This is a genomic window from Halobium salinum (assembly GCF_026586625.1).
GTDB classification, from domain to species: Archaea; Halobacteriota; Halobacteria; order Halobacteriales; family Haloferacaceae; genus Halobium; species Halobium salinum.
In genome coordinates this window covers 634,733-654,442 of sequence record NZ_JAODIW010000008.1, presented here as the reverse complement: position 1 = coordinate 654,442, position 19,710 = coordinate 634,733, and the positions used below count along the sequence as shown (strand labels likewise).

Below are 19,710 nucleotides of genomic sequence, written 5' to 3'. Positions count from 1 at the left end.
CCGCGAGGGCGAGAGTTTTCCCTGTCGACTCCAACGGGGCGGTATGCCAACCCGCGAGTACACGGGCTACGGCCCCGACGTGCTCTTCCTGCTCTGGGCCGCCCGCCGAACCGGCGTGCTGGAGGCGTTGACCGACGCCGCCGGCACGCCGGAGGACGTGGCCTGTCGAGCCGGCGTCACCGACGAGGCCGCCCGCGTCGTCGTCTACTCCCTCGCCGACCTCGGCTTTCTGGCCCGCGTCGGCGACGAGTACGAGCCAACGAACCGACTGCTCGGCTTCCTCGCCAAGCGCGACGTGCGCTCCATCGGCCGACTCCCCCACGCGCTCGACGAACTGGACCTCCTCGTCGAGCTTCCGGAGACGATGCGCACCGGCGAGCGCCCCGACCTGCCGGAGGACTGGCGCGTGAACCAGTTGGGCGCTCACGCCGCCACCGACGAGGCGCTCGTTCGGGCCCGAGTGACGGCCGCGGTTCGCGCCCACCCCGGAGCCGAGCGCGTGCTCGACGTGTGTGGCGGCTCCGGGGTTCACGGCGTCGAGTTCGCGGAGCGCGGCCGCTCGGTGACGGTGCTCGACGACCCCGAGACGCGGGAGATAGTCGGCGGCGCGTTCGGCGACCGCGTGGAGACCACCTGTGCGAGCCTCGCCGCCCTCGGCGGGGAGGACTACGACCTCGCCTTCGCCGCCGGGACGCTCCACGAGATGGCGCCCGCCGAGTGCGAGGCGTACCTCGCCCGCGTCTACAACGTCCTCGCCGCCGACGGCGTGGCGGTGTTCGTCGACGTGTTCCGCGACCGGGCCGACCCCGAACGCGTGGCCAGCGTCGCCACTCGCGCCCTCGCCCGGGGTGACGGCGGCGTCCACACCACCGGCGACGTGGAGGCGTGGGCCGAGGCCGCCGGCTTCGAGACCTTGACCGTCGACGCCGTCCCCGGAACCGGGGAGGTGGCCGCGGTCGCGCACAAGCACGACGTTCATTAAGCTCCGTCCCCGACTCGCGACGTAGCATGGATTCCGCCGTCCTGCGCGAGGACATGGTCGACGGCCTCGAGGAGGCCCTGGACCGCGTCGACGAGGCCGTCGGCGTGGCAATGCGCGACGTCCCGCGCGAGCCGTTCGTCCCCGAACACCCCTACGAGAACCGCGCCGGCGAGCGCGTCGGGACGCGCGTGCTCGCCCCGCGGACCGTCGCCCGCCTGCTCACCGCCCTCGAACCCGACGCCGGCGAGGACACCCTCCTCGTCGGCGCCGGCGTGGGGTACACCGCCGGCGTCCTCGCCGAAATCGTCGGCGCCCGCCACGTCCACGCCGTCGACATCAACCGCCGCGCCGTCTACGAGGCTCGCGACAACCTCGCCGACGCCGGCTACGACGCCGTCCTCGTCGACTGCCGCGACGGCGCCGCCGGCTTGCCGGAGTACGCCCCCTTCGACAACGTGCTCGTCGAGGCCGCCGCGGTCCGCCCGCCACAGCCCCTGCTCGACCAGCTCGTTCCGGACGGTCGACTCGTGATGCCCCTCGGCGCCGGCGGGGGCGCTCAGACGCTGTCGGTAGTCGCGGTCGACGACACCGACCCCGCGGGGTACGACGTCGTGGAGAAGGTCGGTCCGGTGCTGTTCGGGCCGCTGCTCGTGGAGGGCGAGCGGGCCGACCGCGTCACGCGGAACCGGATGGAGCGCGAGGACGCCGAGTTCGCCGAGCAGGGGTACTTCGCGAAGTCCGGCTGGGAGTACGAGTGGCTCGATTGGGACGAGCGGCTCGACTCTCGTGGGCGATAGCCGCTCGTTCTACCGAACCCGTCCGTGAGACGGTCGAATGCGTCGTTTCGAAGGCCCTCGAAAGCTCCCGGAGTCGAGGCGGCGCCCCTTCCGAGCCGTCACTCACTTCGCTCGTGAAGACCTCGTACGGATGTGACGGCCGACGCGGAAGCAAAGCTCCCGCTGGCTCCCGTTCGCTCCGTCGCCGGTGGCAACGCCACCGGTTTCCAGGGGGACCATCGGTCCCGCACGGCTCACGGGAACGACAGAACGGCCGTCGGCGCGCTTCGACCTCGTGTCGCTCCCGCGAGCAGGAGCCGGCGACCACCCGAACCGAGGCCGCGAAGGCTCTGCTGGGTGACCTCGCCGACATCTCTACCCTCACCCGTGACATCCCACCACGACCCCCTCCATACAAGCCCCGACCGACCACACCAGTAACCCGAGAAAATGCACCTCGCCGAAGCAACCTGGACCGAGGTCGACGACGTGAGCGACGACACCGACCTCGCGGTCCTTCCGGTCGGCTCCACCGAACAGCACGGCCCGCACGCACCGTTGGGGACGGACACGCTCAACGCCGAGGCCGTCGCGGACGCGGCGGCGGCGGCCTACTCCGAGGAGCACGACCACGACGTGGTCGTCGCACCCGCAATCCCGGTCGGCGTCGCCGAGGAACACCGGCAGTTCACCGGGACGCTGTGGGTCACCGAGGACACGTTCCGCGACTACGTCCGCGAGACCGTCGCGGCGCTCTCTTCCCACGGCTTCGACCGGGTCGTGCTCGTCAACGGCCACGGCGGCAACGTCGCCGCGCTGCGCGAGGTCGCGGGGACCATCACCCGCCGCGACGACGCCTACGCGGTGTCGTTCACGTGGTTCGAGGCCGTCGGTAAGCACGCCAGCGACATGGGCCACGGCGGCCCCCTGGAGACCGCGCTCCTCCGACACGCGAACCCCGAGACGGTACGGGAGGACCGGGTCGACGAGGCACGCGAGGGCGGGAGCGACCGCTGGGGCGACTGGGTCTCGGGTGTGAACCTCGCTCACGACTCCGCGGAGTTCTCGGAGAACGGCGTCGTCGGCGACCCTGCCGGGGGCGACGCCGACCGAGGGGAGGAACTGCTGGCGCTCGCGACGGAGGCGCTGGTGGCGCTGCTCGATGGGGTGGCGGAGCGGGACGTGTCCCGGCCCGAGCACCGCTGAGGTCGAACGGGGGCCGGGAGGTTCGGAGGCGGGCCGGAGCCGACTTACTCCTCTTCGTCCTCTTCTTCGTCGTCGTCCGCGTCAGCCTCCGATTCGTCGTCTGCGTCGTCTGCATCGTCGTCCGCGTCGGCCTCCGGTTCGTCCTCTGCGTTGCCCGCCTCCCGGTCGCCGCCGGCCTCGTCGAGGGTCCCGCGCAGGGCCGGGAGCGTGCTCGTCAGGCCGCCGACGCTCTCGCGAGCCTCCTCCAGTCCGTCGAGTACCTCCTCGATCTCCTCGATCTCGGCTTCGAGGTCCGAAGCGTCCTCGAAGGCGTCGGCGCGCACGCCCATCGTGTACCACTTCTTGGCCTGTCGGAGGTGCTCTTCGGCGTCGCCCGCGTCGAGCGCCGAGCGCAACCCGTTCAGGACGCCGAGGACGTTGTCGGCGCTGGTCTCCCACACGTCGTCGCCGTCGGGCAGTTCCGCCCACGCGGCGTCGAGATGCTCCTCGACGTCCGCGCGCATCTCCGCCGCCGCCTCGCCGAACAGCTCCTCGTCGTCGTTGAACGTGGACTGACTCGCCATGGTCGGGGTATGGGCTCCCGCGGTTTTAAAAACGCGCCCGAAAGTGAAAGTGAAATCAGACCGAACGGGGGCCCTCCCTCAAGAATCGCCTTCCGATACCGAAACGAGCTTCATCAGCGGGTAGCCGTCTTCCATCTCCATGCGCGTCTCGACCCCCGTGGTCCCGTACTCGACGTGCATCTCCACCCTCATCAGGGCGCCCGTGAGTTCGGTGTAGCCGGCGTCACCGCCGGTCGCGATGGCTTCGCGGACGCGGTCGTCGAGAATCTCCACGGCCACCGACTCGCAGTGGGGCTGGTTCCCTATCGCCTCCGCCATCGCGCGTTCCAGACTCCGGGCGCTCGCCGGGCTGACGGGCGTACCCGCGAACTGGTGGTACAGCGAGCCGAACTTGATGCCCGCCTCGAAGCAGGCCTGCTGTGGGTCGGTCGGGGTGAAGGCGTCCGCGTCGGCCTCGCCAGCCTCGGCGTCGTCGGCTTCGGCATCCGTGTTCGCTCCGTCGTCGGCCATATCCGTGTCGAGACGGGGAACGTCCAAGGCTCTGTGGGTCTCACAACCGGCAGTAGCGTCCGCTTCGGCCGGGGGAAACCGCACCTTACTTAGCCTCACATCGCAGACCACCGAGTGAATGGACGAGCCGGTGCTGCTCACGGGTGCCGGAGGTCGGGTCGGACAGGCCATCCTGCGCGACCTCGCGGGCGAGTTCGACTGGCGGCTCCTCGACCGCGAGCCGCTGCCGAGCGAGCGAATCCCGGCCGACGTCGACGAGTCGGACGTGTTCGTCGCCGACGTCACCGACGACGACAAGCTCGACGAGGCGTTCGACGGCGTCGGTGCGGTGATTCACCTCGCCGGCGACCCGCGGCCGGAGGCGCCCTGGGACTCGGTGCTCCGTAACAACATCGACGGCACACAGACCGTGTACGAGGCGGCCGTCGACGCCGGCGTACAGAAGGTGGCGTTCGCCTCCTCGAACCACGCCGTCGGCGCCTACGAGACCGACGAGCGAACTCCGGAGATGTACCGCACGGACGACGAGTACCGCCTCGACGGGACGGAACTCCCCCGACCGAGCAACCTCTACGGCGTGAGCAAGGCCGCCGGCGAGACGCTCGGGCGGTACTACCACGACGAGTACGAGCTCTCCGTGGTGTGTGTCCGCATCGGCAACCTCACCCGCGGACACCCCCCGTGGGATTACGAGCGCGGCCAGGCGATGTGGCTCTCCTACCGCGACTGTGCCCACCTCTTCGAGCGCTGTCTGCTCGCCGACTACGACTACGAAATCGTCTACGGCATCAGCGACAACGACCGCAAGTACTACTCGCTCGAGCGCGCCCGCGAGGTGCTCGGCTACGAGCCGGCGGACAACTCCGCGGACTTCGCCGACCAGCAGCCCACGTCTTCCTCGTAACGCCCGGCCGTGGGGGTGGTAGCTGCGTGGCGAATACCCCTGATTTTCCGCCCCTTCCTCTCGCTCTACCCTCCGCCGGACCGGTCGGTTACCCGACGATAGCGACCGCTCAAGCGCGTCGACCACGTACCGTGGGTATGTACAACCCGACCCTCACCGCCGCCGACCGGCAGCTGCTCGGGGTCCTCGGTGACGGTCCCGCGCCCCCGGCGTCGCTCGTCGCCGTCAGCGACGCCGGCGGTCCGACCGTCCACGCCCGGCTCCGCTACCTCGCCGACAACGGGCTGGTTCGACGTCAGGGCGCCGCGTACGAACTCACGGCCGACGGCCGACGCCTCCTCCGGGCACCGAGCGAGGGTGACGCCGACGACGCGGTGGCGCTTCCCGACCCGGTCGTCCGCGCCCTCGACGACCGCGGACTCGTCGCCGACCGGCGGGCCGCCGTCGAGGCCGCCTACGGGTTCCTGCGCTACTGGGGGACGGCGACCGGCCCCGAAATCGCCGACGGCGTATTCAGCGAGGTCCCCCTCGGCTACGAGACGCCGGCGGCGTGGTGGGAGGGGTTCGTCCGCGACCAGCTCGTCGGGCTCCCGGGCGTCGAGACGCCCGACGCCGCCGTCGAGAGCGCGGGGGTCGGTCTCTGGCGCTTCGCGGGTCGGCCGGGGGTCGCCGACCTCGACGAGCCGGGTCGACGCCTCGTCTTCGGCCGCGGCGAGACGACCCCCCGGAGCTACGCCTGCGCGACCGAGGCGCTCGTCCACCTCGGCGTCACCGACGACCGCCGGCTCGCCGTCGCGGCGGCGCTCGGTCGGCTCCAGCGCGAACAGCGGCGGGCGAACGCCGCCGACGGGAGTCGCTCCACCGACCGTCGGACCGACCCGCGAGGCGTCCCGGGCGAGACGCTCCTGACGGTCGCCGCCGCGGCGACGGCGGGCGACGACACCCTCGGCGACGCGTGGCTCCACGGCCCGCTGTTCGACGTGCTCGAACGGCTCCCGGGCGTCGTCCGAGCGGAGGGCCGATACCGCTACACGCTCACTCCCGGTGGGTACGAGCCGGCCGGCGGGCGCCTCTCCCGAACGTCTCCCTCGAAGACGGCCTGACCCGGCCGCTCTCGGCGCGACGGGGAGAGTTCACTCGAAGAGGCCCTCCACGTCGGAGCGCCGCCGGTCGCGGCGAGCGACGTGTTCCGACAGCCGCTGGTACACCAGGTCGCGGTGGACGCCGTCGGTGGCGAAGTCCATCACCAGCGCGGTGAAGCGAGTGCGACTCCCGGCGTCGTCTGCGATTTCCTCCCGTGCGAGGTCGATTGCGGTCTCGACGGTCGACGCGTCGTAGCCGCCGGCCTCGGCTCGGAGGCGGGCGACGTGGACGGTGGCGTCGAAGCCGAGGTCGGTCGGCGCCAGGGGTCGCCCGTCCACTCGGAGTCGCGGCGGGCGGGCGCGCTCGGCGCGTTCGGGGTCGGCGCGGAGAGCGCTCAGGTACGAGCGGACCCGCCCTACGTCGACGCCACGGTAGGGGTCGGGGAGGGCTGCGAGGTACTCGCGGGCGCTCTCGGCGAGTCCGGTCGCGCCGGTCCAGTTCCCGTTCCGGGCGTGGTGGACGGCGGCGGTGAACTGAATCAGCCCGTGGAGGAAGCGCTCGTCGTCGCTCCCCTCCGGCAGGTCGAGCCAGACCGCCTCCCACGCGTCGTGGGCGTCGTGGTAGTCGCTGGCGTTGAACACGGCGACGCCGGCTCGAAGCGCGTCGTCCATAGTCGTCGTGTGGACCGCCGCGGAAAAACCGGTTTCGTGTGGCGGCGACCGACTCAGACCGGTTTGACGGCGTCGGAGCCGCAGTTCGGACAGAAGACGAGTCGGTCCTCGGCCGCCGGGCCGTCGAACGTACTCTGACAGGTCACACAGCGGTACACCGCCGACCGCTCGTCGCCGTCACGGCCGATGGCCGCCCGCACTCGGGTCACGATTCCCATGAGTCACACCTCGCTCGAAGATACTGCTCGGGCGAGCAAGAACGTACCGCGGGCCCACCTGACGGCCGTACGTCGTGCCGACGTGTCGACGCTCCCCCCGACGGAACGGCGTGAGGCCAAGGAAACCGCGATACCGCGCGGTCGCTCCGGGACGTGGCTTCCGGGGGAGTGCGCCACCGACGCATGTCCCACGATAGCATGAATACCTCAGGCGCGTAGTAGAACGTGGAGACAAGGTACCGCGCATCGCCGACGGATGACCTGTCCAGTGAGAAGGATGTCACAGTGTATCGCCTGTGGAACGACGTACAGCTTCACGAACACTTACAAGGGGAACTACTGCCTGACGTGCCAGCGCACCTGGCTCGACACCCATCCGATGACCCGTGGCCGGCCGCGGAGCGTCGGCGCCGGCTACCGTCGGTCGCGTCGGTGGGGGCGCGCCGACGACTCGCCGAGTAAGCCACCGTCCGACGAGCACGGGACGCTCGACGTGCCGTCGGTTGACGCTCCGACGGTCGACCTGCCGGCGGTCGGCGCTCCGGACGAGGACACCGAGGACGACCCGGTCGTCGCCTGAAATTGTGGTTTCGGTGGGGGTGGCCGTGAGTGACTACTTCGGTTCTACCGACAGCAAAACGGCCTGACGGAGTCCGACGCGAGCCGTGCGGGACATCCGGTCCCGCTGGAAGCCTGCGGCGCGGCCGCCGGCGACGAAGCGAGCGTGGGGCACGTGAGAGCGTGCTCTCTCGGGGATTTGAACTCACTCACGCGCTCGCGACGCTCGCACGTTCGCTGCTCAAATCGCCGAGTATCCGTTCGTGGGACGCAGGTTCCTCGCTGCGCTCGTCACGTTGCGTCCCGCAGAAACGTCCTGACGGAGTCCCACGCGAACGCAGTGAGCGTGGGGCACGTCAGGTCGTGAACGAAGTGAACGTCCTGACGGAGATTTGAACTCACTCGCACGCTCACTCCGTTCGCGTGCTCGCTGCTCAAATCTCCATAGCGTCCGAATACGCTCGACAGAACGCGCGAGCGACACAGAGGTCGCTCGCGGTTGTGGTCTCGCGAAAACGTCCTGACGGAGATTTGAACTCCGGTCCCTGGCTCCGCAAGCCAAGAGGATAGTCCACTACCCTACCAGGACTCATCTTCGAGTACACCCGACCCACATAAGTCGGTTACGGTCCGCCGCCGCAGTGAGCCGTGCCCACACGCGGCCACCGGCCGCCTCACGCCCGGCCGACGACCTCGGCGCCCCACATAGCACAAAGAGCTCTTTGTGCGTACGGAACCGCTTTCAAAATCCCTCCCGTCGGTCGGGGTATGAAGCGCCGTAGCTTCGTCGCGGCGATGGTGACCGGCACCGCCGCCGCGGTGTCCGGGTGTATCGCCGGCGACAGCGGCAGCGACGCCAGAAACGAATCGGGTGCCACCACCGACGAGCCGACGGACGGCTCCGACGCCGGCGACGCCGGCGGAGGTGACAACGGCACCGGTGGAGGCGACGACGGTACCGGTGGAGGAAACGGTTCCGACGACTCCGGCGGCGGGTCGAACCCCAGCGTCGCGAACACCGAACTCACTCCCAAACAGGAGTGCGGCGGGGCCGACGGGGCCAGCGTCGAGTTCGTCTCCGACGCGGTGACGGCCGTCGGCTGTATCCAGGGGCCGAACGGCTGTCACGTGCCGAAACTGCAGGACGCGGCGATGAGCGGTGAGACGCTCCGGATTACGGTGACGACCGAGAAAGAGGGCGGCGCCGACACGGCCTGCACGCAGGCCATCGTCGACCGCGGTTACGAGGCCACCGTGTCGCTGTCCGGTGGGATGCCGGCGACGGTCGAGGTTGTCCACGTCGCGATGGGTGAGACGAAGACGGTCGCGACCGTCGAGCGCTGAGGCGGCGTACCGCCCCGGCCCTCGCCGCTCTCGTAATCTCGTTTCCCCGTCTCGGTCGTTTCGCCGTCTTCGCCACCCCGCCGACGGCCGGCCCTCACCCGAGCTGACACTTTTGTACGGTGACGGTACCAGTCACCCCGTGACTCCCCACGGAAGACCCCGGAGACGCGGCCGAGCGGGTGACCCGGAATCGCCCGACAGCGCGGTGGTATCGGCGCAAGGACAACGCTTAAGCGCGGCGTTCCCCTGCCTCTTGACAAGATTATGGGTGCGATAGAGGACGTCTACGAGGACCTCGACGCCGAGGTATCCCTCGACGAGTTCCGGGAGGCGGTCGAGGAGAAAGTCGAGCAGATGGGGGGCCTCGCCGACGAGGAGACGGCGGCGATGCTCATCGCACACGAACTCGACGACCAGGGGGGTGAGGTGAGCGGCATCGCCGACATCGAGCCGGGGATGGACGAGGTGGAGTTCCTCGGGAAGGTCGTCAGCGTCGGCGAGAAACGCACCTTCGAACGCGACGGCGAGGACGCCGAGGACGGTCGCGTCGTCAACGTCGAGGTCGCCGACGAGACGGGCCGGATCCGCATCGCGATGTGGGACGAACTCGCCGACGCCGCCATCGAGGAACTCGAAGTGGGACAGGTCATCCGCATCGGCGGGCGGCCGAAGGAGGGGTACAACGGCGTCGAGGTGAACGTCGACGAGACCGAGCCGGCGCCCGAGGAGACGGTCGAAGTGCAGGTGCTCGACAGCTACCGCGTCGAGGACCTCTCGCTCGGCCTCTCGGACGTGAACCTCAAAGGGAAGGTGCTCGACACCGACTCGATTCGGACGTTCGACCGCGACGACGGCTCGGAGGGGCGCGTCGCCAACCTCACGCTCGGGGACCCCACGGGCCGGGTTCGGGTGACGCTCTGGGACGAGAAGGCGGACCTCGTCGAGGAGCTCCAGTCCGGCGTCTCCGTCGAGGTCGTCGACGGGTACGTCCGCGAGCGCGACGGGTCCCTCGAACTCCACGTCGGCAACCGGGGCGCCGTCGAGGAGATCGACGAGACCATCGAGTACGTCCCGGAGACCAGCGACATCGGCTCGCTGGAGATAGACCAGACCGTCGACATCGCCGGCGGAATCATCGAGGTCGACGAGAAGCGCACGTTCGACCGCGACGACGGCTCGACCGGGCAGGTGCGCAACGTCCGCCTGAAAGACGAGACCGGCGAGATACGCGTCGCGCTGTGGGGTGACAAGGCCGACAAGGACGTCGACCTCGCGGACACGGTCGTCTTCACCGACGTGGAGATTCAGGACGGCTGGCGCGACGACCTAGAGGCCTCCGCCGGCTGGCGCTCGACGGTGAGCGTGCTTCAGGACGCGGACGCCGACGTGGACGTGGAGGCCACCGCCGCCGCGGCCGCGGGTGGAGCCGGCTCGGGCGGGTCGGGCGGGTCGGGCAGCGCGAACCAGGGACTGTCGGCGTTCAGCGGCGACAGTGACGGAAGTGGCGGCGGCAGTAGCAACAGCGACACGGGCCGCGACGTGGGTGCCGAGGCCGCGGCCGTCACGATGGACGAAGGCGAGTCGGACTCGACCGCGGACGCCGACGACGAGTCCGAGGAGTTCACCGGCACCGTCGTCCAGGCGGGCACCCCGGTCGTCCTCGACAACGGCACCGAGACTCGGAGCGTCGACACCGACGCGGAGCTTCGCCTCGGCGAACAGGTGACGGTGCGCGGCCCCGTCCGCGACGGCCGAATCGACGCCGACGAGGTGTTCTAGCCCCGAACGGTCGCGACGCGAGCGCCTTCGTGGCGCGAACGTTCGCCACCGTGGAGTGTTCTGAGGCGGCTCGTCGCGGCCGTCAGGCCCTGAAGCCCGCCGAGTCGTTCGCGGTACTCGCCTCACTCGTCCCGGTCCGAGCGGAGCGACGAGCGTCGCCGATATCGGCTCTCGGGGACGGAGAAACGCCGTAACGGAAAGCATTATACCCGGCACGTGCAGGTATGAGGTCATGAGCGTTGAGCTGCCGTTCGCCCCGGTCGACGCCATCATCCGGCGCAACGCCGGCGACCTCCGGGTGAGCGCCGACGCCGCCGAGGAACTCGCCCGTCGCATCCAGACCCACGGCGCGACGCTCGCCGAGAGCGCCGCCGAGCAGGCCGCGGCCGAGGGCCGCAAGACCCTGATGGCGGACGACTTCGGCGTCGAGCAGGTGGTCGAGCGTTCGTCGCTCGAACTGCCCGTCGCGCCGGTGGACCGTATCGCGCGACTCCACATCGGCGACCGCTACCGGGTGGCGATGGAGGCTCGCATCGCGCTCGCCGACATCCTCGAGGACTACGCCGACAACGTCGCGGGCGCGGCCGCAACACTTGCCCGTCACGCCGACAGACGTACCATCCAGGCCGAAGACATCGAGACGTACTTCGCGCTCTTCGAATAGACCCATGCGCTTTGGCTACAGCGACACCTGCCTCGAACACGACACCGGGGGCCGGCACCCCGAGACGGCGGACCGACTCCGGGCCATCAGACGGGGCCTCCAGAAGAAACACGGCGTCGAGTACGTCGACGCCGACCCGGCGAACAAGGCCGCGGTGAGCGCCGTCCACGACGCCGACTACGTCGACGAGGTCGAGTCGTTCTGTGCGGACGGCGGCGGCAACTGGGACCCCGACACCGTCGCCTGTCCGGAGACGTGGGACGCCGCCCTCGCCAGCGCCGGGCTCTGTCAGTGGGCCGCTCACGAGGCCCTCGACGGCGCCGACGGCCGCGAGACCCCCTTCGCGCTCGGGCGCCCGCCGGGCCACCACGCCGTCGAAGACGACGCCATGGGCTTCTGCTTCTTCAACAACGCCGCCGTCGCGGCTCAGGACGTACTCGACGCGGGCGAAGCGGAGCGCGTCGCGATATTCGACTGGGACGTCCACCACGGCAACGGCACGCAGGACATCTTCTACGACCGCGGCGACGTGTTCTACGCCTCCACTCACGAGGACGGCCTCTACCCGGGTACCGGCGAGGTCGACGAGACCGGCGACGGCGACGGCGAGGGGGCGACGCTGAACGTTCCGCTCCCGGCCGGCGCCGGCGACGCCGACTACGTCCACGTCGTCGACGAGGTGCTCTTCCCTGCGCTGGCGCGCTTCGACCCCGGCCTCCTCATCGTCTCCGCGGGGTTCGACGCCCACCGTCACGACCCCATCTCGCGGATGCGGGTCTCGACCGAGGGGTACGCGCTGCTCACCGACCGGATGCAGACGGTCGGCGACGAGGTCGGCGCCCCGCTCGCGTTCGTCCTCGAGGGCGGCTACGGGCTGGATACGCTCTCGGAAGGTGTGGCGACCGTCCACGAGACGTTCGACGGACGCTCGCCCATCGAACCGGACGAGGACGTGGACGAGGACGTTATCGAGCTGGTCGAGGAGGTTCGCGGCGTACACGGACTGGACTGAGCTTTCTCGTAGTCGCTCGTGGTGGGCCCGTTTCGAATTCTCGGTGAGTGAACTGTGGAGTAGTTAGCCGTTGCTCGAGATGGAGAGGAATCGCCGAGATGCTTCACGAAAGCTCCACCCGGCCGCACGACCAACCCCTCAACCGATTCGCTCCCTTCGGTCGCTCATCTACCGAAAGACTCGCTTCGTCGCCGGCGGCTTGTCGTCTCTGTGAGGAAGCGAACGGAGGCCAGCGAGACCGAAGGTCTCGCGTTGCCGCGAGGAATCGTGCGAGGGACCGCGGCCGCGTTTCGTCGCGGTCGCCCGGAGGCTGGGAAGGCGTGAGGCGGCGGTACTGCTGGGTGGGACTCCGAAAGGGACCGCCGAGACGGCGGGGACTTTCGTGATTCCGCTCGGAACCGGTGACCCGGTGCCTCTCGAAACACCCGAACACGAACCCACCGAGAACCGACGACGGGAACAACGAAGAACTACGGCTCGGGGTCGAGGTACCGCGCCAACTCGACACCGAACGCCTCGCCGTCGACACCGTCGTGTTCGGCCAACTCGGCCACCTCCTCCCCCGCCAAGACCTCGTACCCTTCGTTCAGCGACTCCGCCACGTGGACGCCGAGCGCGACGTCGAACAGTGAGTCGCTCTCGACGAACCCGACCGCGGAGGTGAACTCCCGCTCGCGTTCGACGACGTAGCGGTCACCGTCGAGAAACGGCCCGTACACGTCCGGGTCGTCGGCGTAGGCCTCGTAGAAGCCGCGGGCGTGCTCGTCGACGTGGACCGGCGGCCCCTCGTGGCGCTCGACGGCCGGCAGTTTGGCGACTTCGAGTTCGACGAGGAGGACGGCGCGCCCGAACGCCTGTCGCCCGAGTTCGTCGGTCGTCTCCGCGGCGAACGTCTCGGCCCGAATCGAACCGAACCCGCGACGAGTTAGCTCCGACTGGATTCCGTCGAGGGACTTGCGCAGTTGGGGGTAGAGCTGGTCCTCGACCACGTCCGGGGTGTCGAACACGACGGCGACCGGGGTCGTCTCACGTCGCCGGACGTGCTCGCGGACGGCGTCGGCGTCGAGATGCTCGGGTCCGGACTCGTCCCGGAAGAACAGCCCTTCCCGGGGGTCGGCCAACAGGTCGCGGGCGTAGTGCTGGAGGCGAGCGACGTTCTCCGCGGAGCATACGGCGGCGACGTTGCGCTCGGGGTCCGTCGGGTCGATTACGACGAGCGGGTGGTCGAACGCGGCCCGGCCGTGGTCCTCCGGGTCGAATCGAACCGGCGGGTGCCAGTCGGCGGCGGCCTCCAGAAGGGGAACGAACCCGCCGTGCTCGAACACGAGCAGTTCGGCCAGGTAGCCCGAGAACCCCTCCGTCCGGAGGTCACTCCCGTACGCACCGATGGCCTTGAGGAAGCGCTTGAAGACGCGCACGTCGCCGGCGAGGTCCTCGTCCAGCCTCGCCGCGAGGTAGGCGTTGTGAAACGGCGTCCGGTCGACCGCCGAGCGGATGCCGGTCGCGTCCGGCACGTCGTAACACGGGACGAGGTCCACGTCGAACCCGTCGTACGCGCCGGTGACGTAGGGGTGTTCGGCGAACTCCTCGCGACCGTCCGGGAGCACCGCGCGGCCGACCTGCAGACCGTACGACTCCAAATCGTCTCGCGGGAGTTCACCGGGGAAGCGCACGAAGAGGTCGATATCGCGGTCGCCGGCGAGCCACGTCCCGCGGGCGGTCGAGCCGACCTGGACGGTGTCGACGTCCTCGACGTCGACCGGGAGGTCCGCGAGTGCCGCCTCGACGCGGGCGACGAGGTCGTCGGCGGCCTCGGCGAGGCGCGTCGCCTCCTCGACGTCGGGCGTCACCCGGTCCCGGACGCCGGCGACGACGCGGGAGAGGTCGTCTTCGGCGCCGGCGTCGGTGCCGGTGTCAGCGTCGTCGCCGGCGTCGTCTTCGGTCATTGCCCGGCGTTTTCCGTCGCCGGGCGAAAGGGTGTCGGTGTAGACCGGAGGGGCGGTGGAACTGCGTCACGGAATCGCACGCCGTCGGCGAAAACGAAAGCCCTTTCAAATAACCTCGAATACTGTTGAGTGCAGGAAGCCGTCGTAGCTCAGTTGGTAGAGCACCTCGCTGTTAACGAGGTGGTCCCAGGTTCGAGCCCTGGCGACGGCGTCCACTTCTTCGTCGGTCGGCCGGCGAGCGTCAAGGCTAAAACGCGTGCCCGGGTTGTGACAGACGAGGGCCCTTAGCTCAGTCTGGTTAGAGCGCTCGGCTCATAACCGAGTGGTCGTTGGTTCAAATCCGGCAGGGCCCATGTGAGTGCCCCGAGCGACAGCGAGGGGCCGAACCGTACGTGCTGCGGATTCGAACCAAGGAGTGAAGCGAACGAGGTGAGCGGAACGACCGAGGTTCAAACCCGTCAGGGCCCATACGTCCCGATTTCCGGCGTTCCGCATTCTGAGAGTAATCAGCCGAGTTCTCTCCGACCCGGATAGTGCATATAGGTCAGAGGACAAGGCATCGAGCCGAGTGTTGAAGACGGGCTCGGAGCAACACCGGAAGACACACCTGGCGAAAGAAGCCGAACGAGAACAACCTACGGCCAGTGTCCTCGGAACCGGTGAGCGTCGGCTAACCGAGATAATGCCACGACGTACGCCGCTTCGCGCCAGGTGACGTCCCGGTCGTCGAAGACCGCTCGAACGTCTGTCCACGCCGCCATCATCTCCGCTTCGAGCTCGCGGTTGACCCGTTCGAGCGACCACGCCCGGCGGTTGATGTCCTGTAACCACTCGAAGTACGAGACGGTCACCCCACCAGCGTTCGCGAGGACGTCCGGAATTACTGGAATCCCTCGTTCGACGAACGTCTCGTCGGCATCACTCGTCGTCGGTCCGTTCGCGCCCTCGACGATCAGTTCCGCCCCGACCTCCGAGGCATTAGCCTCGGTGAGAACGTTCCCGACGGCGGCGGGAATCAGCACGTCGACATCGAGTGTCAGCAGTTCTCCGTTGGGAATCGTCTCGGGGGCGGACTTCGTCACGGCCTCCGGCTCCACGTCGTGAGACGGAATCGACTGGACGTCCAGCCCAGATTCGTCGTAGGCCGCCCCGTTCACGTCACTCACCGCGACGATAGTCGCCCCCCACTCGTCGAGGAGCTTCGCCGCAGTAGCTCCCACACTCCCGAACCCTTGTACAGCGACCGTCGCCGAGCCGAGGTCGATTTCGTAGTACTCACAGGCCTCCCTCGTAACGAGCGCGACACTTCGGCCCGGCGCTTCCTCGCGGCCGTGGGACCCGCCGATGAGCGGTGGCTTCCCGGTCACGACACCCGGCGTCGTCTCGCCCTCCTGCATCGAGTACGCGTCCATGAACCAAGCCATCGTCTGGGCGTCGGTCCCCAAATCCGGTGCGGGAATGTCGTGGTTCGGCCCGACGACCGACCGGAGCTCCTGTGCGAACCGCCGTGTGAGCCGCTCCGTCTCCTCGGTCGAGAGCGACTTCGGGTCGACGACGACCCCACCTTTCGCACCGCCGAACGGGAGGTCCATCACCGCACACTTCCACGTCATCAACATCGCGAGACCGACACTCTCCTCGGCTGTAACCTCCGGGTGGTATCTCAGACCTCCTTTGTACGGTCCTCTGACACCGTTGTGTTGTGCTCGGTAGCCGGTGAACATCTCCACGGACCCGTCGTCCCGACGGAGCGGAACCGTGACCTGATGCACCTGTGCAGGGTGCCGGAGTCGTTCGATCGTGTTCGGGTCGATGTCGAGATGGGCCGCCGCTCGCTCTAACTGTCGCTTCGCGGTAGCGAGTACCGACTCTGCATCGTCTCGGCTGTTCGACTCCTCGAACGTCTCCCCAGTCGGAGTCTCGGAACTGACTGTATCGGATGACATGGTTTCGCGCCCGACTACTCGAACGGCATCTCGCGGTTGCGGAGGGAGCCGTCACAGTCCGGACACCGGCCCGGAGAGGTCGAAACGGAGATTACAGTTCCGCAGTTCAAACATTCGTACGCCGTCTCTGTTGTCGGGTCGTATTCGATGTCTCTCATGGAGTTCGTGGTATTTTCCCCGCTCGACTCTCGGTCGTCGTGCTGTCCGAGCGGAACCACGGTTGGCAGTATTTGCGAGAGCCCCTGAAGCAACCAGTTGGATTATCCGGTGGAAGTCGTTAGGTGGGTTGGATAGTCAACCCTCGACTCGGTGGGTCTGCGTTTCGCTGAACAGTTCTGTGAAGAGTTTCTGCTGCACGTTCCGGACGTGGTCGTAGAAGGCGGTCGAGGAGATTCCCAGACGATTCGCGACCTCTTCACCGCCGTTTCGTCGTGGAGTCTCGAAGTACCCGCTGTGGTGGGCCATCTGTGCGACTTCCAGCTGCCGGTCGGTTAGCCGGTCGGTGATACGCGCCCGGAACCGTCCACCTGTGAGAGCAGGTCGGTCGTTCGTGCGCTGTGCGAGGAGTTCCGCGTTCGGATACCGTCCGGTGAGTACACGGTCTATCGTTCGAGCGTCGACGGGTCGTGGAACGACGACGGAGAGGTGAGCCGCATCCGGAGTCGCACGTAGCGATTCGACGGCGGCTCCGTGTTCCGCCAAGAACGTCGCGACGAACTCCCCAGCTATCGTCACCTGTATCAGGCACTCGTCGTCGGATACGAGTCGAACCGACTGTATCTGCGTGAGTTCGTCCATCGCTTCGATAGCGTGGCGCAGTTCCGCCGAGTCGAGGCTGGCCAGCAGTCGAACGCCGTGCTCCGTCTGCTGTACGCCGCCGACCAGTTCGATGTCGCACGACGCTGCGGCGGCCATCGTCCGAAAGACGCAGTTCGAGTCGGTGAGACGGTAGTCGAGTTCGGTCACCTGGTCGCTGACGAGGGCCTCCTTTCGTTCGATGGCTTGAATCGCGGCGGCAGTCGTCTCGCCGAGTTCGGAGAGGATTGCCGTCCCACGGTCCTCGAACGCGTCCGGCCGGTCGGCGTACACGGTGAGTACGCCATACGCTGCATCGCCGCGCGAGAGTGGTACGCTCACGACGGATTGGTACCCTCTGGAGAGCGCTTCCCTCCGCCACGGAGCTGTAGAGAGGTCCTTCCCGACACTCGTAACCACAGTCGTGTCGCCATCTGTAGTCGCCAGCACGGATGGTTCCCGACTCTCGGTCTTCGACAGTCGGACGCTGTCGAGATAGCCTCGTCCGTCCCCGGACCAGGCTTTCGGATGTACTCGATCCGACCCGGGTTCGACACGGCCGACCCACGCGAACGCGAACCGGCCGTCTCCGGTGAGCCGATCACAGACGGCGTGTTCGATCTCGGCACGCGAGTCCGCCGCGATCAGCGTCTGGTCGATCTCCCTGATGATCTCGTTCGTCCGGTCGAGCTCGAGGAGTTGGCGGTTCCGCTGTTCGAGCTCCACGTCTCGTTCTCTCAGTTCCGTCTCCCGCTCGACGCGGTCGAGGGCCGCTTCGGTCGTCGCGGCGAGCAGATCGACGATCTCTTCCGTCACGCTGTCGAACCCCTCGGGGCCGTCGGAGCCGACCACGAGAACGCCGTGGTCGCTCAGTGGGACGGCTATCCCCTCGTCGAAGGCGACGTCGGGAGCAGTCCCCCCGACACCTCGGTTACCTTCGCCGAACCGTCGTGCCGTCTGTTCCACGAACGCCTCTCCGGAGGGGCCTGGTTCTTCCAAGCTCAGCCGCGAGACAGATTCGGATAACCGCCGACCGGTCACCGCCGCCGGCCACAGTTCGTTCGCCTCGGAATCGAAGAGGTAGACGCCACAGGCGTCCAGGTCGAGGATTTCGGTCGCGTCATCGATCGCTATCTCGGCGACCTCCGCCTCAGTCTCCGCGTACAGGAGGTTACGGCTCGTCCGGTGGAGAGCGGTGAGTGCGCGTTCTCGTTCCTTCCGCTTCGTGATGTCACGGCAACTATAGAGGGTCGTTCCGCCCTGAATCGAGACGTCCCGAACGTTCACCAGAAGTGTGTGTTCGCGCCCTCGTTTGTCGGTCGCGGTACACTCGACGTTCGTGAGGACACCTTCCGATTCGAGCTCTTCGTCCTCGAACAGGTCCGCACCGAGCACCTCGTCGATGTTCCCCATCTCTCGAATCTCCCCGGCCGAGTAGCCGAAGATGAAGTGGACGTTGGGACAGATGTAGGTGAACGCACCCTCGTCGTCGGTCACGAGGACCGTGTCGGTCATGTTGTTGAGCGTGACCCGGTGGAGTTCCTCCGACTGCCGAAGGTCCCGTTCCAGTTGGACACGTTCGCTGATGTCCGTCCCCTCGACGATGACGCTGGTTACCTCACCGACTCCATTGGTTACTGGCCGAAACGAGAGGTCGAGTTCCACGAACCGCTCGGCCGCTCGGACATCGGTCTCGAACCGAACGACGTCCCCGTCCATCGCGGACCGAAACGCGTTCTCGACCGTCTCTCGGTCGGTTCTGGAGCCGTCCCACCAACGCGACTTCTCGAATCGCGTGCCGAGTAGATTCGCTCTGTTCTCCGAGACGGCTGCCGTCGCCGTATCGTTGACCTGGCTGATTCGACCGTCCGTTCCGACCACCCAGAGGAACGTATCTTGATCGTCGAACAGCGCGTCGAACTGATTTGCGTGCCGTGTCGTCTCTCTCCTGGCTCGATAGGTCGTTACAGCCCGCGTCAACCGATTACGGAGTTCTACATCGAAGTCGTCGCCGATTGCATCTGCGGGGAGGTAGTCGGTGGCCCCGGCGGCCAACGCACGACTCGCGAGGTCTTCGCTACCCTCTGTTGCCACCAGCACCACCGGTATCCCCGAGTGTTCCTCCCGAACCTCCTCGATTAGTTCGGTAGATGGCATTTCTGCGAGGTCGTCGGTGAGCAGAATGCAGTCGACTGTCTCTCCCCGTGAACCGAGCCGAGCGAGACAGTCCGAACCGTTCGTAACTCTAGTCGCGGTGATCCCTTCGGTTCCGACGAGGTGTCTATAGACATCGTTTCCGTCGGTCGCTGCATCGACGACGAGGACGGATAGTCGGTCGGAGAGGGGTTTCGAGGGACCTGTCGCCGTCACCATTGGCGACCCTTTGTCATCGACTGACTAAACCTCACTCGTGTCGGGGTGTCGGAGTAGGCCTCCAGAATTGGGCCGCGAAGACCACTCGGTTGCATGCCTTGCACAGCAGTGCTTACACTACTTGCCGGCAAATCAACGGTTCAGGTAGCCGTAAGCACGGGTCGGCTGTACCCGTCCGGTTCCGAATACGTCTCGCCTCATAACCGGTGGTCGATGGTTCGAATCCGTCAGGGCCCATACGTCCCGATTTTCGGCGATTCGAGTTCTGAGATCGATTAGCCGAGTTCTCTCCGATCCTGACAGTACATATAAGTCGGAGCGCAAGGCACCGAGCCGAGCGCTTGCGGCCACTGCACCAGCGCCTGATGACATACGAAACG

At 67.7% G+C, this 19,710-nt stretch carries 18 protein-coding genes and 3 tRNA genes; 12 read left to right on the top strand and 9 right to left on the bottom strand.

The genetic code is table 11. From position 1 onward, the window contains the following. The first annotated feature begins 43 nt into the window (after positions 1 to 43). The 3 genes from N5095_RS15470 (at position 44) to N5095_RS15460 (ending at position 2,964) form a co-directional block, all read left to right on the top strand. Positions 44 to 982 (top strand): class I SAM-dependent methyltransferase, encoded by a 939-nt coding sequence (locus tag N5095_RS15470; protein WP_267623894.1) that lies wholly within the window; start codon positions 44 to 46, stop codon positions 980 to 982. A gap of 26 nt (positions 983 to 1,008) precedes the next feature. After that, positions 1,009 to 1,779: a protein-L-isoaspartate O-methyltransferase family protein gene (locus tag N5095_RS15465; protein ID WP_267623892.1), complete on the top strand. Its 771-nt coding sequence runs from the start codon at positions 1,009 to 1,011 to the stop codon at positions 1,777 to 1,779. A 429-nt stretch (positions 1,780 to 2,208) separates the two neighbouring features. Continuing rightward, entirely contained in the window at positions 2,209 to 2,964 is a 756-nt protein-coding gene (locus tag N5095_RS15460) for a creatininase family protein (RefSeq protein WP_267623891.1), read from the top strand. A gap of 44 nt (positions 2,965 to 3,008) precedes the next feature. Here the strand turns inward: N5095_RS15460 and N5095_RS15455 are convergent, their stop codons facing one another. Beyond that, the gene (locus tag N5095_RS15455; RefSeq protein WP_267623889.1) at positions 3,009 to 3,527 is read right to left on the bottom strand and encodes a DUF5790 family protein; all 519 of its coding nucleotides are present in this window, start codon (positions 3,525 to 3,527) and stop codon (positions 3,009 to 3,011) included. A gap of 78 nt (positions 3,528 to 3,605) precedes the next feature. Beyond that, a complete protein-coding gene (locus tag N5095_RS15450) occupies positions 3,606 to 4,037 on the bottom strand; it encodes a dihydroneopterin aldolase family protein (protein ID WP_267623888.1) in 432 nt (143 codons plus the stop codon). Between the two features lie 118 nt (positions 4,038 to 4,155). Between N5095_RS15450 and azf the strand changes: the two genes are divergently transcribed. Together azf and N5095_RS15440 are read left to right on the top strand one after the other, a co-directional pair. After that, a complete protein-coding gene (gene azf, locus N5095_RS15445) occupies positions 4,156 to 4,941 on the top strand; it encodes an NAD-dependent glucose-6-phosphate dehydrogenase Azf (RefSeq protein ID WP_267623886.1) in 786 nt (261 codons plus the stop codon). A gap of 137 nt (positions 4,942 to 5,078) precedes the next feature. Continuing rightward, positions 5,079 to 6,044, top strand: coding sequence for a hypothetical protein (locus N5095_RS15440; RefSeq protein ID WP_267623884.1), 966 nt, complete (start codon positions 5,079 to 5,081; stop codon positions 6,042 to 6,044). Positions 6,045 to 6,074: 30 nt separating this feature from the next. On the opposite strand, the gene N5095_RS15435 is transcribed toward N5095_RS15440, so the two are convergent. Both N5095_RS15435 and N5095_RS15430 read right to left on the bottom strand, forming a co-directional pair. Further along, the gene (locus N5095_RS15435) at positions 6,075 to 6,695 is read right to left on the bottom strand and encodes a DUF309 domain-containing protein (protein WP_267623883.1); all 621 of its coding nucleotides are present in this window, start codon (positions 6,693 to 6,695) and stop codon (positions 6,075 to 6,077) included. Between the two features lie 53 nt (positions 6,696 to 6,748). Then, positions 6,749 to 6,913, bottom strand: coding sequence for a zinc ribbon domain-containing protein (locus tag N5095_RS15430; protein WP_267623882.1), 165 nt, complete (start codon positions 6,911 to 6,913; stop codon positions 6,749 to 6,751). Between the two features lie 277 nt (positions 6,914 to 7,190). Between N5095_RS15430 and N5095_RS15425 the strand changes: the two genes are divergently transcribed. Then, entirely contained in the window at positions 7,191 to 7,493 is a 303-nt protein-coding gene (locus N5095_RS15425; protein ID WP_267623880.1) for a DUF7564 family protein, read from the top strand. 494 nt (positions 7,494 to 7,987) lie between these two features. Here the strand turns inward: N5095_RS15425 and N5095_RS15420 are convergent. Further along, positions 7,988 to 8,060: transfer RNA gene (locus N5095_RS15420), tRNA-Arg, on the bottom strand. Positions 8,061 to 8,239: 179 nt separating this feature from the next. On the opposite strand from N5095_RS15420, the gene N5095_RS15415 reads away from it, so the two are divergent. From N5095_RS15415 to N5095_RS15400, 4 genes are all read left to right on the top strand, one after another. Continuing rightward, positions 8,240 to 8,815, top strand: a complete 576-nt coding sequence (locus N5095_RS15415) for a hypothetical protein (RefSeq protein ID WP_267623879.1) — start codon at positions 8,240 to 8,242, stop codon at positions 8,813 to 8,815. Positions 8,816 to 9,079: 264 nt separating this feature from the next. Next, positions 9,080 to 10,594 (top strand): single-stranded DNA binding protein, encoded by a 1,515-nt coding sequence (locus N5095_RS15410; protein ID WP_267623877.1) that lies wholly within the window; start codon positions 9,080 to 9,082, stop codon positions 10,592 to 10,594. Positions 10,595 to 10,826: 232 nt separating this feature from the next. Beyond that, positions 10,827 to 11,258, top strand: a complete 432-nt coding sequence (locus N5095_RS15405; RefSeq protein WP_267623876.1) for a histone — start codon at positions 10,827 to 10,829, stop codon at positions 11,256 to 11,258. A 4-nt stretch (positions 11,259 to 11,262) separates the two neighbouring features. Next, positions 11,263 to 12,270 carry a histone deacetylase family protein gene (locus N5095_RS15400; RefSeq protein ID WP_267623875.1) on the top strand — a complete coding sequence of 336 codons (1,008 nt, stop codon included), beginning with the start codon at positions 11,263 to 11,265 and terminating at the stop codon, positions 12,268 to 12,270. Between the two features lie 470 nt (positions 12,271 to 12,740). Here the strand turns inward: N5095_RS15400 and cca are convergent, their stop codons facing one another. Then, entirely contained in the window at positions 12,741 to 14,216 is a 1,476-nt protein-coding gene (gene cca / locus N5095_RS15395) for a CCA tRNA nucleotidyltransferase (RefSeq protein WP_267623874.1), read from the bottom strand. 138 nt (positions 14,217 to 14,354) lie between these two features. Here cca and N5095_RS15390 point away from each other — a divergent pair. Continuing rightward, positions 14,355 to 14,427: transfer RNA gene (locus tag N5095_RS15390), tRNA-Asn, on the top strand. 67 nt (positions 14,428 to 14,494) lie between these two features. Further along, a tRNA-Ile gene (locus N5095_RS15385) sits at positions 14,495 to 14,569 on the top strand. A 282-nt stretch (positions 14,570 to 14,851) separates the two neighbouring features. On the opposite strand, the gene gdhB is transcribed toward N5095_RS15385, so the two are convergent. The 3 genes from gdhB to N5095_RS15370 all read right to left on the bottom strand — a co-directional run bounded on the left by gdhB (position 14,852) and on the right by N5095_RS15370 (position 19,330). After that, positions 14,852 to 16,162 carry a glutamate dehydrogenase GdhB gene (gdhB, locus tag N5095_RS15380; RefSeq protein ID WP_267623873.1) on the bottom strand — a complete coding sequence of 437 codons (1,311 nt, stop codon included), beginning with the start codon at positions 16,160 to 16,162 and terminating at the stop codon, positions 14,852 to 14,854. Positions 16,163 to 16,176: 14 nt separating this feature from the next. Continuing rightward, positions 16,177 to 16,320 (bottom strand): rubrerythrin-like domain-containing protein, encoded by a 144-nt coding sequence (locus N5095_RS15375; protein ID WP_267623871.1) that lies wholly within the window; start codon positions 16,318 to 16,320, stop codon positions 16,177 to 16,179. Positions 16,321 to 16,456: 136 nt separating this feature from the next. Next, positions 16,457 to 19,330: a bacterio-opsin activator domain-containing protein gene (locus tag N5095_RS15370; protein WP_267623869.1), complete on the bottom strand. Its 2,874-nt coding sequence runs from the start codon at positions 19,328 to 19,330 to the stop codon at positions 16,457 to 16,459. Between the last annotated feature and the right edge of the window lie 380 nt (positions 19,331 to 19,710).

Coding starts and splice junctions, on each gene's coding strand:
- N5095_RS15470 (WP_267623894.1), top strand. CDS start 44: ATGCCAACCCGCGAGTACACGGGCTACGGCCCCGACGTGCTCTTCCTG.
- N5095_RS15415 (WP_267623879.1), top strand. CDS start 8,240: ATGAAGCGCCGTAGCTTCGTCGCGGCGATGGTGACCGGCACCGCCGCC.
- cca (WP_267623874.1), bottom strand. CDS start 14,216: ATGACCGAAGACGACGCCGGCGACGACGCTGACACCGGCACCGACGCC.
- N5095_RS15460 (WP_267623891.1), top strand. CDS start 2,209: ATGCACCTCGCCGAAGCAACCTGGACCGAGGTCGACGACGTGAGCGAC.
- N5095_RS15450 (WP_267623888.1), bottom strand. CDS start 4,037: ATGGCCGACGACGGAGCGAACACGGATGCCGAAGCCGACGACGCCGAG.
- N5095_RS15400 (WP_267623875.1), top strand. CDS start 11,263: ATGCGCTTTGGCTACAGCGACACCTGCCTCGAACACGACACCGGGGGC.
- N5095_RS15430 (WP_267623882.1), bottom strand. CDS start 6,913: ATGGGAATCGTGACCCGAGTGCGGGCGGCCATCGGCCGTGACGGCGAC.
- N5095_RS15435 (WP_267623883.1), bottom strand. CDS start 6,695: ATGGACGACGCGCTTCGAGCCGGCGTCGCCGTGTTCAACGCCAGCGAC.
- N5095_RS15455 (WP_267623889.1), bottom strand. CDS start 3,527: ATGGCGAGTCAGTCCACGTTCAACGACGACGAGGAGCTGTTCGGCGAG.
- N5095_RS15440 (WP_267623884.1), top strand. CDS start 5,079: ATGTACAACCCGACCCTCACCGCCGCCGACCGGCAGCTGCTCGGGGTC.
- azf (WP_267623886.1), top strand. CDS start 4,156: ATGGACGAGCCGGTGCTGCTCACGGGTGCCGGAGGTCGGGTCGGACAG.
- N5095_RS15410 (WP_267623877.1), top strand. CDS start 9,080: ATGGGTGCGATAGAGGACGTCTACGAGGACCTCGACGCCGAGGTATCC.
- N5095_RS15370 (WP_267623869.1), bottom strand. CDS start 19,330: ATGGTGACGGCGACAGGTCCCTCGAAACCCCTCTCCGACCGACTATCC.
- N5095_RS15465 (WP_267623892.1), top strand. CDS start 1,009: ATGGATTCCGCCGTCCTGCGCGAGGACATGGTCGACGGCCTCGAGGAG.
- N5095_RS15405 (WP_267623876.1), top strand. CDS start 10,827: ATGAGCGTTGAGCTGCCGTTCGCCCCGGTCGACGCCATCATCCGGCGC.
- N5095_RS15375 (WP_267623871.1), bottom strand. CDS start 16,320: ATGAGAGACATCGAATACGACCCGACAACAGAGACGGCGTACGAATGT.
- gdhB (WP_267623873.1), bottom strand. CDS start 16,162: ATGTCATCCGATACAGTCAGTTCCGAGACTCCGACTGGGGAGACGTTC.
- N5095_RS15425 (WP_267623880.1), top strand. CDS start 7,191: ATGTCACAGTGTATCGCCTGTGGAACGACGTACAGCTTCACGAACACT.